The sequence below is a fragment of the Brucella pecoris genome (genome assembly GCF_006376675.1).
GTDB lineage: Bacteria > Pseudomonadota > Alphaproteobacteria > Rhizobiales > Rhizobiaceae > Brucella > Brucella pecoris.
Window position 1 is genome coordinate 100,896 of sequence record NZ_VEWK01000005.1, and the last position, 14,316, is coordinate 115,211.

Here is a 14,316-nt window from a genome sequence, read left to right on the forward strand (position 1 = left end):
ATATCCTCGGAACTTATATTGTTATCTCGCGTGCGGTCATCGCGTAGCGGAAGGCATCCGCATCGAGGCAATCAAGACGGGTGCTGGCGACTTCGGCCTGCGGATACATCAGGAAGCCGAGTTCCGGTCCTTGTGCGGACGGCAAGGCAATATCGCTGCCATCATTGAAGGCGATCCAGTTGCCCTCCCATGAGCCGAAAAGCTTTTGCCGGACGGCCACGACACGCGGATCGTCGGCGGTCAGCCCGTCCTTTTCCTCTTCCAGCATCACCTTGCGCACATCCGCCGGATCGGTAGCGACCCAGCCGATACCGTCAAGATAGATTTCCGCGCGGCAGTGTTGGGCCTTGGTGATGACCTCGTTCTTCGCGCCGAGGCTCTTGTAGCCGAAGGCGGAAGGCGCAACGCGCACGCCATAAAGGTCGCGGGCCGGAATTCCCGCGGCCCTGACCAGAGCGACGAACAGCGGATTGAGGTCGGCGCATTTGCCGCCGAGATCGCCGCTGTCGAGCATGGCGACGATGTTGCCGTCACCACAGCCGCGCGTCGCGGCGCGCCGGTAGGTGTTGGCGACGACCCAATCATAGATCAGGCGCGCCTTCTCCTCATCAGTGTCCGCACCTGCAACGATCTTGTCGGACGTCTGTTTGACGATGCCATCGACGGGCGCAAGGCGCGTCCCGGCCAGATAGCGTTCGCGTTCCGCGTGGGTTAGCGGTACGGCCTTTGCCGAAGCATCAAGGCTGCTTGCACGGTCACGCGTGGAGATGAGGCTGATGATCTCGGCTTGCGGTGCCGTTTCATTCGCATCCCATTCGAGATAAAGCATCCCCGCGCCACTGGCCGGATCGCGGTCGAGCCGCGCGACCTTGGCGTTTGTCGTCCAGCGATTGCCTTCGGGACGGTTCCAGTCGTCGCCGTTGAACCCGGCCATCGGAACCCAGACGCGGACAACTTCTCCCGAAGCGGCAGGCTTGACGCTGGTGGTGATCTCGAAGCTGCGCCAGCCGGATGGCTGTGGCGCGAATGTATTGCTGGCCGCAGATGCAAAATTCGGCAGCATGCTGAAGGCGGCGCAAGCTGCACCGGATTTAAGAAGTTCCCGACGGTTCATGACGATCCCCTTTTTTGCTTTGAATTATGGTTTTGCGATTGCGCGGAAAAAATCGCTCTCCCGCTTTCAGGGCGGACAGAGAAAGGAATGCGGCGATTGCAGGAAATCTGGATGCGGCTTTGCGTGATCGAAAGAAGCCTGAGCTGAGGGTCACACAACACCGTCGCATCGGATCAAAGATGCCGACGCGAGGCAAGAGCCACTCAAAATTCAGGCCCCGAAACTCGGGAGCAATAAAAGAAGCCACGACGTCAGTCTGGCGGTTTTACACTGGAACGTCAATCAGCCGGTACGCTTTCAAGTCATTCCTGTGGTAAGGATCATGTATTAATACATGACTATAAAAGTCATGTTATTGATAAATTTACCTTATTGTTAATTTTTTTAGCCTGCCGTTCGGTTGACAACTTGGTTTTATTGCGGTGAACTGATGTCAGGCAAGTCCAATTTAAAGAAGAGCGTGCTTCGGCATTTTTCTTCCGACGATCAGGGAGGTGCAGCGCAATGAATGTGGAGCTCTCACGCCGCCAGTTTCTGGGCGGAACGGGGGCGGTAGTGGCGGCTTCGGCGCTTGGGTCTTTCGGTTTCGGTGCAGTGGAAAGCGCCTATGCCGAATCCATTCGCCCCTTCAAGCTGACCAACACGACCGAAACCCGAAATACCTGTCCTTACTGCTCGGTCGCCTGCGGCGTCATCCTTTACTCCAAGGGCGACGTCAGGAAGAACGAGAAGGCCGAACTGATCCATGTCGAAGGCGATACGGATCACCCGACCAATCGCGGTACGCTTTGCCCGAAGGGCGCGGCACTGAAGGATTTCGTCAAGGCGAAGACCCGCCTGCAATATCCGCAAGTGCGCGAGCCGGGTTCGTCCGAATTTAAGCAGATTTCCTGGGAAGATGCGCTCGACCGCATCGCGCGGCATCTGAAAGACGACCGCGACGCCAACTTCATCGCGAAGAACGAGGCGGGTACAACGGTCAATCGCTGGACCTCGACGGGTTTCCTCGCAGCTTCGGCGACCACCAATGAAACGGCGTTTCTCACCTACAAGGTGGTGCGCAGCACAGGCATAGTAGCATTCGATAACCAGGCACGCGTCTGACACGGCCCAACGGTGGCGAGTCTCGCCCCAACATTTGGCCGTGGAGCAATGACCAACTCCTGGACCGATATCAAGAACACCGATCTCGTCGTCGTCATGGGTGGCAATGCTGCGGAAGCGCATCCGTGCGGCTTCAAATGGGTGACGGAAGCCAAGGCCAATCGTGGCGCCAAGCTGATCGTCGTCGATCCGCGTTTCACGCGCACGGCGTCCGTGGCGGATTTCTACGCGCCTATCCGGCAGGGCTCGGATATCGCCTTCCTGCTCGGCGTCATCAACTACTGCATCCAGAACGATAAGGTGCAGTGGGATTATGTGAAGCATTTCACCAATGCCAGCTACATCATCAAGGATGGCTTCGAATACAAGGACGGGCTGTTTACCGGTTATGACGAGGAAAAGCGGGATTATGACCGTTCGAGCTGGGATTATGTGATCGGCGATGACGGCTATGCAGTCATCGACGATACATTGCAGAATCCGCGTTGCGTCTGGAATCTCCTGAAGCAGCATGTTTCGATCTTCACGCCGGAAATGGTGGAACGCATCTGCGGTACGCCAAAGGAGAAATTCCTGAAAGTGGCCGAGATGATGTCCGAATGCTCGGCGCCGGACAAGACGATGACGTCGATGTATGCGCTCGGCTGGACGCAGCATTCCAAGGGGTCGCAGAATATTCGCTGCATGGCGATGCTGCAGCTCATCCTCGGTAATATTGGCGTGCGCGGTGGCGGCATGAATGCGCTGCGCGGTCACTCCAACATTCAGGGACTGACCGATATCGGCCTGATGTCCAATCTTCTGCCGGGCTATATGAATATCCCGGTCGAAAAGGAAACCGATCTCGAAATCTATATGTCGACACGCGGTTTCAAGCCGCTGCGCCCGAACCAGACGAGCTATTGGCAGAACTATCGCAAGTTCTTCGTCAGTTTCCAGAAGGCGATGTGGGGCAGTGCCGCGACCGTCGAAAACGACTTCGTCTATGACTGGCTGCCGAAGCTCGATGTGCCGAATTACGACATGCTGCGTATCTTCGACATGATGTATGAAGGCAAGGTCAACGGCTATGTCTGTCAGGGGTTCAATCCGCTGATGGCGGTGCCGAACCGCAAGAAGCTGACGGACGCTTTGTCGAAGCTGAAATTCCTCGTGACGATGGATCCGTTGGAAACGGAAACCTCGCGTTTCTGGGAAAACCACGGTGAATTCAACGATGTGGATTCGGCTTCCATCCAGACGGAAGTGTTCCAGCTCCCATCCACCTGCTTCGCAGAGGATGAGGGGTCGCTCACCAATTCCGGGCGCTGGCTGCAATGGCACTGGCCTGGTGCTACGCCGCCCGGCGACGCGAAGACCGACAACTGGATCATGGCGCAGATATATTTGCGGCTGAAGGGGCTTTATAGCAAGGAAGGCGGGGCCTTCCCTGATCCGATCCTCAATCTCGTCTGGGACTATGAGGATGAAGGCGAGCCGACAGCGGAAGAACTGGCCAAGGAACTGAACGGTCGTGCCCTTGGCACGGTGACCGATCCAACTGATCCGACAAAGGTTGTTGCCGAGGCGGGCAAGCTTCTGTCCGGCTTCGCGGCACTGCGCGACGATGGTTCGACGGCATCGGGCTGCTGGATCTATTCCGGCTGCTTCACCGAGGCTGGCAACAATATGGCCCGCCGCGACAATCACGATCCGGATGAGACCGGCGCCTATCTCAACTGGTCGTGGGCATGGCCTGCAAACCGTCGCATTCTCTATAACCGCGCCTCAGCAGACCTGAATGGCAAGCCGTGGGATCCGAGCCGTAAGCTCATAGAATGGGACGGTTCAAAGTGGACAGGTTATGACGTGCCGGATATTGCGCCGACCGCCAAGCCGGAAGAGGTCGGTCCGTTCATCATGAATGCGGAGGGCTCGTCGCGCCTGTTCTGCCGCGGCATGATGCGCGACGGTCCGTTCCCGGCCCATTACGAGCCGTTTGAATCGCCGCTCGCCAATGTGATCGCACCAAAAATCCGGGGCAATCCGGTGGCGCGCGTTTTCAACGACGACTTCAAGCAGTTCGCGGAAACGGCCTCGGAGGAGTTCCCCTATGCGGCGACCTCCTACCGCTTGACCGAGCATTTCCACTACTGGACGAAGCACGTGACGGTAAATGCCGTTCTGCAGCCCGAGTTCTTCGTGGAAATTTCCGAAGAACTGGCAAAGGAAAAGGGCATTGCCAAGGGCGACTGGGTGCGGGTGTGGTCGAAGCGCGGCTCGGTCAAGGCCAAGGCCGTGGTGACCAAGCGCATCAAGCCGCTCATTTGCGACGGCAAGACGGTCCATGTGGTGGGCATCCCGCTCCATTGGGGCTTCATGGGTGCTGCCCGCAAGGGCTTCGGCCCGAACTCGCTGACACCGTTTGTCGGCGACGCGAACATCGAGACGCCTGAATTCAAGGCGTTTCTGGTCAATATCGAGCGCTCAAGCGCGCCTGTAGCATAGGAGGGATTAGAGATGTTTCCACCCGTTCCCAATCCTAGCGTCCAGCCGCAACAGCCGCGTTTCGGTGACAAGGACCTGATCAGGCGGTCGGCGTCGAATGTGACGCCGCCTGCAGAGCGTCAGACGGAGGTGGCTAAGCTCATCGACGTGTCGAAATGCATCGGCTGCAAGGCGTGCCAGTCGGCCTGCGCCGAATGGAACGACACGCATGAGGAAGTTGGCATCAATGTGGGTGTCTATGACAATCCGCATGACCTGACGCCGAACACCTTCACGCTGATGCGCTTTACCGAGTGGGACAATCCTGATACCGGCAATCTGGAATGGCTTATCCGCAAGGATGGCTGCATGCATTGCGAAGACCCCGGTTGTCTCAAAGCCTGTCCAGCGCCGGGCGCAATTGTGCAATATTCCAATGGCATCGTCGATTTCATCCATGATGAATGCATCGGCTGCGGCTATTGCATCAAAGGATGCCCATTCAACATTCCGCGCGTTTCGGAAGTGACCCACAAGGCTTACAAGTGCACACTCTGTTCCGACCGCATCGCGGTTGGACAAGGACCGGCCTGTGCCAAGGCATGCCCGACACAGGCCATCGTCTATGGCACCAAGGACGAGATGAAGGAATGGGCCGACGGTCGCATCAAGGATCTGAAATCGCGCGGCTTTGAAAATGCCGGGCTTTACGATCCGCCGGGCGTCAGCGGCACGCATGTCATGTATGTGCTGCATCACGCCGACAAGCCCGAAATCTACGCCAATCTGCCGAACAATCCGCGCATCAGCCCGGTTGTCGAGGCGTGGAAAGGCGTGTCCAAATATGCGGGCATGGCCGCAATGGGGCTGGCTGCCGCAGCAGGTCTGCTGCATTATGTCTTCAAGGGTCCGAACGTCGTGACAGAGCATGACGAGGAACAGGCCGAAAAGCTCACGGGAGAAAAAAGCTCATGAGCAAGACCGACTTTGACGATATTGAACGCGGTGACGGGATAGAACCGGGCAAGCCCGTCAGGGTGCACCGCTATTCAGGCGGCGCGCGTTTCAATCACTGGATCACCGCCATCAGCCTCGTGCTGCTGGCCTTGTCGGGCCTTGCGATGTTCCACCCCTGGCTGTTTTTCCTGTCGGGCCTGTTTGGCGGCGGACAATGGACACGCGCTATCCACCCATGGATCGGCGTGGTGTTGTTCTTCAGCTTCCTTGGGCTTTTCGTGCGTTTCTGGAGCGCCAATCTGTGGAAGCGCGAAGACAGCCAGTGGCTGGCACAGGCCAATGACGTGATCGCTGGCCATGAGGAAAAACTGCCCGAAGTCGGCAAATATAATGCCGGCCAGAAGCTCGTTTTCTGGTCAATGTCGCTGCTGATTATCATTCTGATCGTTTCAGGCGTGATGATCTGGAACGAGTATTTCGGTTCCTTCACCAGCATCAACCAGCAGCGCTGGGCCTTGCTTGTCCATTCCATGGCGGCGGTGGCGGCGATCTGTGTCTGGATCGTGCATGTCTATGCCGCGATCTGGGTCAAGGGCACGATCCACGCAATGACACGCGGAACGGTTACCGGCGGCTGGGCATGGCGGCATCACCGCAAATGGTTGCGTGAACTGACATCGAAGCAGAAAATGAAACAGGGCGGCAGCAAGCCTGCCGCCTGAATTTACGGGGTCGTCATTCAAGGGCGATCATATTCAGTGGTCCACGTGGCCCGTTGGGTTCGTGAGGAGTGACATGGCAGGCAAGAAAGATCTGGTGCCGGACCCGACGGTCATCGGCGAAATATCGGCCCCACCCTTCGTGCAATTGCCGGACCCCGGCGTGCTTTTCGCCGAAAGAGCAGGGCGGCTGCGCCTTTTGGGCTCGGTCAGCCCGTTGAAACCCTATCTGGAATTTATTGCCGATCTGAGCGAGGCGCAGTCCGACATAGCGGCTGGTCTCGGTCCTGTCGTCGCGCGGCATGGCGATGAGCGTGGCCGAGAGTTCGGCATGCCAGCGGTCGATCGTGCGGATGCCATATCGGAAGCGGCGCTCGATACCATCTTCGACCGGCTCTTCGAGCGCGTCCGCATGATCGCCAAGCCGCAGGATGCCGCCGATGCGCTGGAGCGTGTGGCCAATAACAGTGCGGATGAGCGTCACCGGATGATCGAGGCAATCTTCGCCGGTGTTTTGCCGCCGGAAGCAATTGCTGAACATATCTATGTCTGGGCAGGCTTGCAGCTCTATTTCACGCGGCTTGCAGCGGCGCTTGCCCCGAAGTCTCTGAAGCCCGTTGCCGATGGCGTTTGCCCGACTTGCGGCAGCATACCGTCAAGCTCGATGGTCGTAGGCTGGCACGGTGCGCATGGCGCACGCTTCTGCTCCTGTTCCGTCTGCAACACGCTCTGGCATTATGTACGGGTCAAATGCGTGTGCTGCGGCTCCACAAAGGGCATCGGCTACAAGGAAGTGGAGGAAGGCGGCGGCATCATCAAGGCCGAAACCTGCGACGAATGCCAGCGTTGGGTCAAGATCATCTATCAGCAACTATCGGCGGATGCCGATCCGATGACCGACGATATTGCGAGTCTCGGTCTCGATATATTGATGCGCGAAACGCCTTACGGGCGAGGCGGGTTCTCTCCGCTTCTTGCCGGACTGTGAGGCAGCATGGACCAGATCAAGACCTCGCTGCGTCACCTTCCATCCGTGGATACCATCCTGCATATGCCCGAACTTGCTGCGGCATTGGAGCGTTTCGGCCACGCATCAGTGACGGAGGCTGTGCGGAAGGCGCTGGGCGATGAGCGCGAGGCGGTGAAATCCGGCACCCCGCTTTCTAGCAATCAGCATTTGGCTGAACGGGTTCTCCATTTGCTTGAAGCGTCAGGGCAATCGAGCCTGCGCCCGCTGTTCAATCTGACCGGGACCGTGCTGCACACCAATCTGGGGCGCGCTATCCTTGCCGAAGCCGCCATTGAGGCCGCTACGCAAGCCATGCGGCAGGCGGTTTCGCTTGAATTCGACCTGTCGTCGGGATCGCGCGGCGAGCGGGACGACCATCTGCGCGCACTTGTCTGTGAACTGACCGGGGCGGAAGACGCAACCGTCGTCAACAACAATGCGGCTGCCGTGCTTCTGGTTTTGAATAGCCTCGCCTCGGGCAAGGAAGCCATTGTGTCGCGTGGTGAACTGATCGAGATCGGCGGCGCATTTCGTATGCCGGACATCATGGCCCGCGCCGGTGCAAGGCTTGTCGAAGTCGGCACCACCAATCGCACCCATCCGCGTGATTACGAAAATGCAATCAACCCTGATACGGGGCTGGTGCTAAAGGTCCATACCTCCAACTATCGGATCGAAGGTTTTACGCGGGAAGTCACGGCACCGGAACTGGCCACAATTGCGCAAGCCAAGGACGTGCCGCTGGTCAATGATCTCGGCTCCGGTACGCTTGCCGATTTGACTTCTTTCGGCCTCGCACACGAGCCGACAGTACGCGAAGCGATTGCCGAAGGCGCGGATGTGGTCACCTTTTCCGGTGACAAGCTTCTTGGTGGGCCGCAAGCGGGATTCATCGTCGGGCAGCGTGATCTGATTGCCCGCATCAACAAGAACCCGATGAAGCGCGCTTTGCGGGTCGACAAGATCCGGCTCGCAGCACTGGAAGCGACGCTGAAACTTTATCGCAACCCGGAACAGCTCGTGGAAAAGCTGCCGACCCTTTGCTATCTGGCGCGCCCGCAGGCCGACATTGCTGCGCAGGCGGCACGGCTCAAGCCGGAGTTTGAAAACATGCTCGGTGCAGCTTTCATCGTGGCGGTGATGGATTGCGCCAGCCAGATCGGCTCCGGCGCGTTGCCGCTTTCAACTGTTCCAAGCGCCGGATTGTCGATTGCGCCGAAGGACGGCAGCGGCTCCGCGCTGACTGCACTTGCGGCCGCATTGCGCGCGCTGCCTTTACCGGTCATCGGGCGGATCGAAAAGGGCGCACTCGTGCTCGACCTGCGCTGCCTTGATGACGAGAATAGTTTCGTCCGGAACCTGTCGTCCTATGCGGCTCGCTGATCTTTTCACCCGCAAACCGAAGCCGGATACGACAGCGCAAGCGCTGCAGAAGGCGCTTGTTGCTGCAAAGGCGGGTGACTATGCAACTGCACTCTCCATCTGGGAGCCGCTGGCGCGCGCAGGCAATGCCCGTGCCCAGAACAATATCGGCGCCTGTTTTGCAGGCGGCATGGGCGTGGAGAAAAATATCGGTCTCGCACAGCGCTGGCTGGCCTTGTCTGCTGCGGCTGGCGATGCTTCCGGCCAGCGCAATCTCGCCTCACTGCTGTTCAAGGGCGAAGACATTGAAGCCGACTATCCGGAAGCTGCAAAACTGTACCGGCTTGCCGCAGAACAGGGCGATCCGCAGGCGCAGGACATGCTGAGCTGGATGCTCATGGAAGGTGAGGTGACCTCTGCCGATCCTGTCGAGGCACGTGAATGGGCGCTGAAAGCGGCTCATGGCGGCGTTGCCGCAGCCATGACGCGGCTTGGCATGATCTATCATAATGCTCTCGGCGTGCCGCGCGATCCGTCTCAGGCAGTGTATTGGTGGCGACAGGCATCCGCTGCGGGCGACGCGGATGGGGAAGCCATGCTCGGCGCGGCGCTGCACCTTGGAATGGGTGTGGAGCGCGATCCTTCAGCGGCTTACGAATATCTGCTGCGCGCTGAGGCGGGCGGCAGCGCGCTTGCCGCCCCGTTCATCGAGGCAGCGCGCAATGCGCTGAACGAAAAGCCATGATCGTCGGAACAGCGGGGCATATTGATCACGGCAAGACCTCGCTGGTGCACGCGCTCACGCAGGTGGATACGGACAGGCTGACGGAAGAGAAGGCGCGAGGCATTTCCATCGATCTCGGCTTTGCCTATTTGCCCTTGTCTGGTGACGAAAAGGATATACTCGGCTTTGTCGACGTGCCGGGACACGAAAAGTTCGTGCACACGATGCTGGCCGGTGCGGCGAGCATCGATTTCGTCACGCTGGTTGTCGCTGCCGATGACGGGATCATGCCGCAGACGCGTGAACATCTGGCAATCGTCAACCTGCTTGGCATCCGGCGCGGTGTCGCCGTCATCACCAAATCCGACCTTGTCGAGCTTGATCGTCTTGCCGAAGTAGAAACCGCGATCCGCAATGAACTGGCGCTGACCGGACTTGCCGATATTCCCGTTCTGGCAGTTTCCACCGTGTCCGGTACCGGGATCAACGATCTTAAAATCATGCTGGAAACCCAGGCCCATGCCTTCGGTGAGCGGCGGGCAAATGGTCGCTTTCGTCTTGCCGTGGATCGCTCCTTTACGATCAAGGGCGCGGGCACGGTCGTTACCGGCACGGTACTGTCCGGCAAGGTTGCTATTGGCGACCATCTGGTCATCAGTCCGTCGGGCAAGGAAGCGCGTGTTCGCACCATTCACGCGCAAAACAGGCTAAGCGAAACCGCGCAAGCGGGTGATCGCTGCGCGCTCAATCTGGCAGGCGATGGCATATCGAAAGAGGCGGTACATCGCGGTGATATGCTGGTGTCGCCCGGCCTTCATCGCCCGACGGACCGCATCGACGCATCGTTGCAAATCCTGTCATCTGAGAAAAAGCCGATCAGTCAGTGGTTCCCGGTTCGCCTGCATCATGCCTCGACTGAGGTCGGTGCGCGCATCGTGCTTTTGCAGGATGAAGAACTTCGACCGGGCACTGAAGACCGGGTGCAACTGGTGCTGGATCGTCCTGTTACGGCTGCGGCAGGAGATCGTTTCGTAATCCGGGATGTTTCTGCGCAGCGCACCATCGGCGGCGGACGTTTTCTCGATCTGCGCCCGCCGCAACGCAAGCGCCGCAGCCCGGAACGCATGGCGCAACTCGACGCCCATTCCATTGACGACCCGGTGGAAGCGGCACGGGCACTGCTGTCTGTCGAGCCTTATTTTCTTGATGCAACTGCATTCTTGTGCGACCGCGCGCTGCCGGACGATCCGCAAGGTCTGGCGCAAGCGCTCAATGCTGCAATGCTCCGCCAAGCAAATTCGGTGCTCTTGCTGCTGCCAGGACGATGGAATGCGCTGCGCGACGATATTCTGGCGCGGCTTGGCGCGTTCCATGATGAGAATCCGGACCTGATCGGCATGGGTGTCGAGCGGCTGCGGTTGTTGTTGAAACCGCGCCTGCCTGCGCCTGCCTTCCGTGCTGCCATCGCCGCACTGGTCGAGGCGGATCTGCTGAGGTTGGACGGTGTCTGGCTTCGCCTGCGCGACCATGAAGTCACGATGAGCGATGCTGACGAGGTGCTGTGGCAGCGCATCGCGCCGCTGCTTGAAGGCGATGCCCGTTTTCGTCCGCCACGCGTGCGCGATATTGCAGGACTGCTTGATGAACGGGAGGAAGATATTCGCCGCCTGCTCAAGCTTTCCGGGCGCATGGGCCGGGTGCATGAAGTGGCGCACGACCATTTTTTCCTGCGGACGACAATTGCCGAAATGATCGGCATCCTGTCGGATATGGATGCGGCATTCGATAGTGGCTGGTTCATTGCGGCGCGGTTTCGCGACCGGGTGGATAGCGGACGAAAGGTGGCGATCCAGATACTGGAGTTCTTCGACCGCAACAGCGTCACGATACGGCGTGGCGACATGCGTCGCCTGAACCGCCGCAAACTGGACTTGTTCGGCGATTTCACGCAAGGGGAAGTAGGGCAAACCGGAGGAACGAAATGAAATCTTTGTCGACTACCATCTGCCTGATTCTCGTTCTGGCCGTCATTGGCGGCTGCGCCAACAGGTCGTGTAGAGACTGGCCGGGAACCTGCATCATTCAGTGATCGGGGGCTGGAATACAGCCGCCCAGATTGACGCTATGATTGCTCCTGCTGTAGGAATGAAGAGCGAATGAAATGGCCGCTGCAAGGCAGAAAACTGCCTCTTGGTGCAGCCATCCGAAACGAATTTATGGAATGAATTCAATATCAGGAAGGGATGCATGCCCGGTGGCATGTCCGGACTTCAAATCCGGGAGGGGCCGATAGACGGTCTTTGGTGGGTTCGACTCCCATTCTCTTCCGCCAATCGGCTTTTCCAGCTTATCTCGAGCGTACGATGCTCAGCACATTGCGAACCACTTCACTTTGAAGCGGACGCTGCTTCTCGATATTGAAATGGCCGATATCCTTCATGTCAGAGAAGTCGCGATTGTCGAGACTTCCCCGGAAGCGCGGGCCGGCGGTCAGCGGCAGGCCCCAGCCATGCTGCTTGAAATAGAAGTTCACGACACGCCGGATATTGCCGGGCAGAGGGGCAGGCGCGGTTGCGGCAAAAGTGGCCATATAGGCGACCTGGATACCTTTCTGCTCAAGGGCTGCTGCAATATCAATGACGGCATTGGCACCGAGCGAATGGCCGATCAGAATGACGGGCGCGCGCGGATTTTTCCTCTGGTCGGCGAGTATCTGGTTCAGCACGAAACGCCAGGCCTGATGCCCTTCGACATGCGCATCCACACCATTGGCCTGCAATTGTTTGCCGATCTCATCGATACCAGTGGAGAAAATATCCCCGAAGCCGCGCAGAAGGTAGACGTCAGCCTGTTGTGAGGTTTTGGAAGGCATTTTCGACGCCGCGAGTGCCGCACCGTTGAAGAGCGCAAATGCAGCCCCGGCAAACAGCAGGCCGCGGCGGGTGAAAGGTTTCGAACGCAAAATATTCGGCTTTGAAATCATCTTCGATTACCTGTTGGAGCGCGTTCGAAAACGATGAAACGGCTTTAGAACACGGCGCATCAAGACAGATATCTAGAGTGTCGGATTGTTTCAACCAAATCACTAGAGTTTGATTTTTGGAATGATACGCCCGGTCCGGCTGGCATATTCGTCATAAGATGCGCCGAATGCTGCGCGCATCATCGCCTCCTCGTGCTCGACCCGATAGAAATAAAGGATGCCAACGCCAGCAAGTCCGGCAAGACCGGCAAACCAGTTTGGCAGCAGGCAGAATTGCGCAATCGCCCACAGCCAGAACGATACATACATCGGATGACGGACATATTTGTAGAGCCCGTCGGTTACCAGCTTGTGCTCGCGGCGGATCTCAAGCGAGACGGACCAGTTCTTGCCGAGCTGGCGATGGCTTGCATAGAAAAGCCAAAGGAAGGCAATTTCGACAATCAGCCCGATCCAGGCCAGCCATGGCTGGAAAGCATAATCGGCAAGGGCGGGAAATCCGGTTGCGACATAGACGATTGGGATCAGCGAAAGGCCAACGGTCGCTGCACCCAGCGCCAGCCTGTCGGCCAGCGTCTTTGCATTGTTTGCAACCTTGATCTTGCGCGCGCGCCGCTGGTGCGGAATGCGGATAACGACCCAGGCGACAAGCCCGATGCCCCAGACGATAGCGGCCAGTGTCGGTGTCATTCGGCAATAGTTTCCTTCATTGGCAAGGCTCCGATTATTCGGTCGTCTGTCCGATCTCTGAGCGAGGTCGGCCCACAGCAGATTTGAAAGAAATCATACCAATAGGGCTTCGTATTTCCGAATACATATTGATAGTGCACGCGAAAAAGATTCCGCTTTACACGCTTGTAGATTTCCGGCTGCAGCATGTCCTTTATTCGCACGGTCTTTGTGATGGGGAAAGACCGCTGTGGCTCGCGCTTCAGGCCCATCTCGGCCACAGGATCGGTTTTGTAGAAATTGATCGCATCGGTGAGGCACTGGATTTCCACCCAGTCGATTTTGCCGTCGTCCACCAGCCGCTGCACGCCTTTGCGAAAATGCTTGCCAGCGGGGTGATAGCCTGCCTTGAGCGCGGTTGATCCAAGTGTGAGGACCGTCACTTTGGGCGCGCGACTGCTGAATTCCGGATCGATGGCAAGGCAGCGCGCTGCAACGTCCAGCATCAGCATGCCGCCGGTGCTGTGGCCGATCAGAATAACTTCGTCATAATGTTTTGCACTGATGCGTTCGACGATACCGGAGGCAAAGCGCTGCATCAGGGATTCGGCGTCCTGCCGCCGTCCCCGAATGAAATTGAGCGAAAACGACCACAGGTCCATCAGATGGTTGGTTGACCATCGCTTGCCCAGAACGGCGAGTGCTGCGGAAAAAACCGCCAGACCGACAAACCAGCTCGCAGCACCCAGCCACTGGACCGTCCACCGCGCCACCGCATATCCAACTGCTGCAAACAAGGCGAGCACGAGAAACGGGTAGAGGAAATAGAGCCCGAAGCGCCACGCCTTGGCAAAGAAGCGGAAGGCCGTGCCGGTTATGACGAAATCGCCGAATGCCACAAGATATTTGGCCAGCCTGACAGGAAGGGGGCGGTGGAAATCCGCCAGCACTATTCTGTCCAGCACAAGAAAATTGAAGTCTGTTTCGGTGGCCCAACGGTCGTCGGCCGAAGCGGTTCTGATCGACACGGAGCCGATTTCGCAATCAGGCGATACGTTAACATCGGAAACGTCGGAACGGACGCCCCAAAGTGCCTCGAACCTTTTGATTTCTCTATTCAATCGTCCAAAAAACGCCTCCGGCGTTTTCGGGTCGTAGCCGCCAATGAAGAAGACAGCGCGTCGTCGAACCGGTTGCTTCATGAGCAAA

General features: G+C 58.2%; 11 protein-coding genes and 1 tRNA gene. 8 read left to right on the plus strand and 4 right to left on the minus strand.

Going from position 1 to position 14,316, the window contains the following annotated elements; all coding sequences use genetic code 11:
* Positions 1–13: 13 nt before the first annotated feature.
* A complete protein-coding gene (locus tag FIB18_RS11640) occupies positions 14–1,114 on the minus strand; it encodes a transglutaminase-like domain-containing protein (RefSeq protein WP_140020861.1) in 1,101 nt (366 codons plus the stop codon).
* A 504-nt stretch (positions 1,115–1,618) separates the two neighbouring features.
* On the opposite strand from FIB18_RS11640, the gene fdnG reads away from it, so the two are divergent.
* The 8 genes from fdnG (at position 1,619) to FIB18_RS11685 (ending at position 11,787) form a co-directional block, all read left to right on the plus strand.
* The gene (fdnG, locus tag FIB18_RS11650; protein ID WP_140020862.1) at positions 1,619–4,705 is read left to right on the plus strand and encodes a formate dehydrogenase-N subunit alpha; all 3,087 of its coding nucleotides are present in this window, start codon (positions 1,619–1,621) and stop codon (positions 4,703–4,705) included.
* Between the two features lie 12 nt (positions 4,706–4,717).
* A complete protein-coding gene (gene fdxH / locus FIB18_RS11655; protein WP_140020863.1) occupies positions 4,718–5,659 on the plus strand; it encodes a formate dehydrogenase subunit beta in 942 nt (313 codons plus the stop codon).
* The gene (locus tag FIB18_RS11660; RefSeq protein ID WP_140020864.1) at positions 5,656–6,363 is read left to right on the plus strand and encodes a formate dehydrogenase subunit gamma; all 708 of its coding nucleotides are present in this window, start codon (positions 5,656–5,658) and stop codon (positions 6,361–6,363) included. Before fdxH ends, FIB18_RS11660 begins: the two co-directional genes overlap by 4 nt.
* A gap of 73 nt (positions 6,364–6,436) precedes the next feature.
* Positions 6,437–7,348, plus strand: a complete 912-nt coding sequence (gene fdhE, locus FIB18_RS11665) for a formate dehydrogenase accessory protein FdhE (protein ID WP_140020865.1) — start codon at positions 6,437–6,439, stop codon at positions 7,346–7,348.
* Positions 7,349–7,354: 6 nt separating this feature from the next.
* A complete protein-coding gene (gene selA / locus FIB18_RS11670) occupies positions 7,355–8,752 on the plus strand; it encodes an L-seryl-tRNA(Sec) selenium transferase (RefSeq protein WP_140020866.1) in 1,398 nt (465 codons plus the stop codon).
* Positions 8,739–9,476 carry a tetratricopeptide repeat protein gene (locus FIB18_RS11675; protein ID WP_140020867.1) on the plus strand — a complete coding sequence of 246 codons (738 nt, stop codon included), beginning with the start codon at positions 8,739–8,741 and terminating at the stop codon, positions 9,474–9,476. The genes selA and FIB18_RS11675 overlap by 14 nt, the downstream gene beginning before the upstream one ends.
* The gene (gene selB, locus FIB18_RS11680; protein WP_140020868.1) at positions 9,473–11,440 is read left to right on the plus strand and encodes a selenocysteine-specific translation elongation factor; all 1,968 of its coding nucleotides are present in this window, start codon (positions 9,473–9,475) and stop codon (positions 11,438–11,440) included. Before FIB18_RS11675 ends, selB begins: the two co-directional genes overlap by 4 nt.
* Positions 11,441–11,691: 251 nt before the next feature.
* Positions 11,692–11,787 (plus strand) — tRNA-Sec (locus tag FIB18_RS11685).
* Positions 11,788–11,802: 15 nt separating this feature from the next.
* Here FIB18_RS11685 and FIB18_RS11690 read toward each other — a convergent pair.
* The 3 genes from FIB18_RS11690 to FIB18_RS11700 all read right to left on the minus strand — a co-directional run bounded on the left by FIB18_RS11690 (position 11,803) and on the right by FIB18_RS11700 (position 14,309).
* Positions 11,803–12,438: a thioesterase domain-containing protein gene (locus tag FIB18_RS11690; protein WP_140020869.1), complete on the minus strand. Its 636-nt coding sequence runs from the start codon at positions 12,436–12,438 to the stop codon at positions 11,803–11,805.
* Between the two features lie 102 nt (positions 12,439–12,540).
* Positions 12,541–13,128, minus strand: coding sequence for a protein-S-isoprenylcysteine O-methyltransferase (locus FIB18_RS11695; protein WP_140020870.1), 588 nt, complete (start codon positions 13,126–13,128; stop codon positions 12,541–12,543).
* Positions 13,125–14,309 (minus strand): alpha/beta fold hydrolase, encoded by a 1,185-nt coding sequence (locus tag FIB18_RS11700; RefSeq protein WP_140020871.1) that lies wholly within the window; start codon positions 14,307–14,309, stop codon positions 13,125–13,127. The genes FIB18_RS11695 and FIB18_RS11700 overlap by 4 nt, the downstream gene beginning before the upstream one ends.
* Positions 14,310–14,316 lie beyond the last annotated feature (7 nt).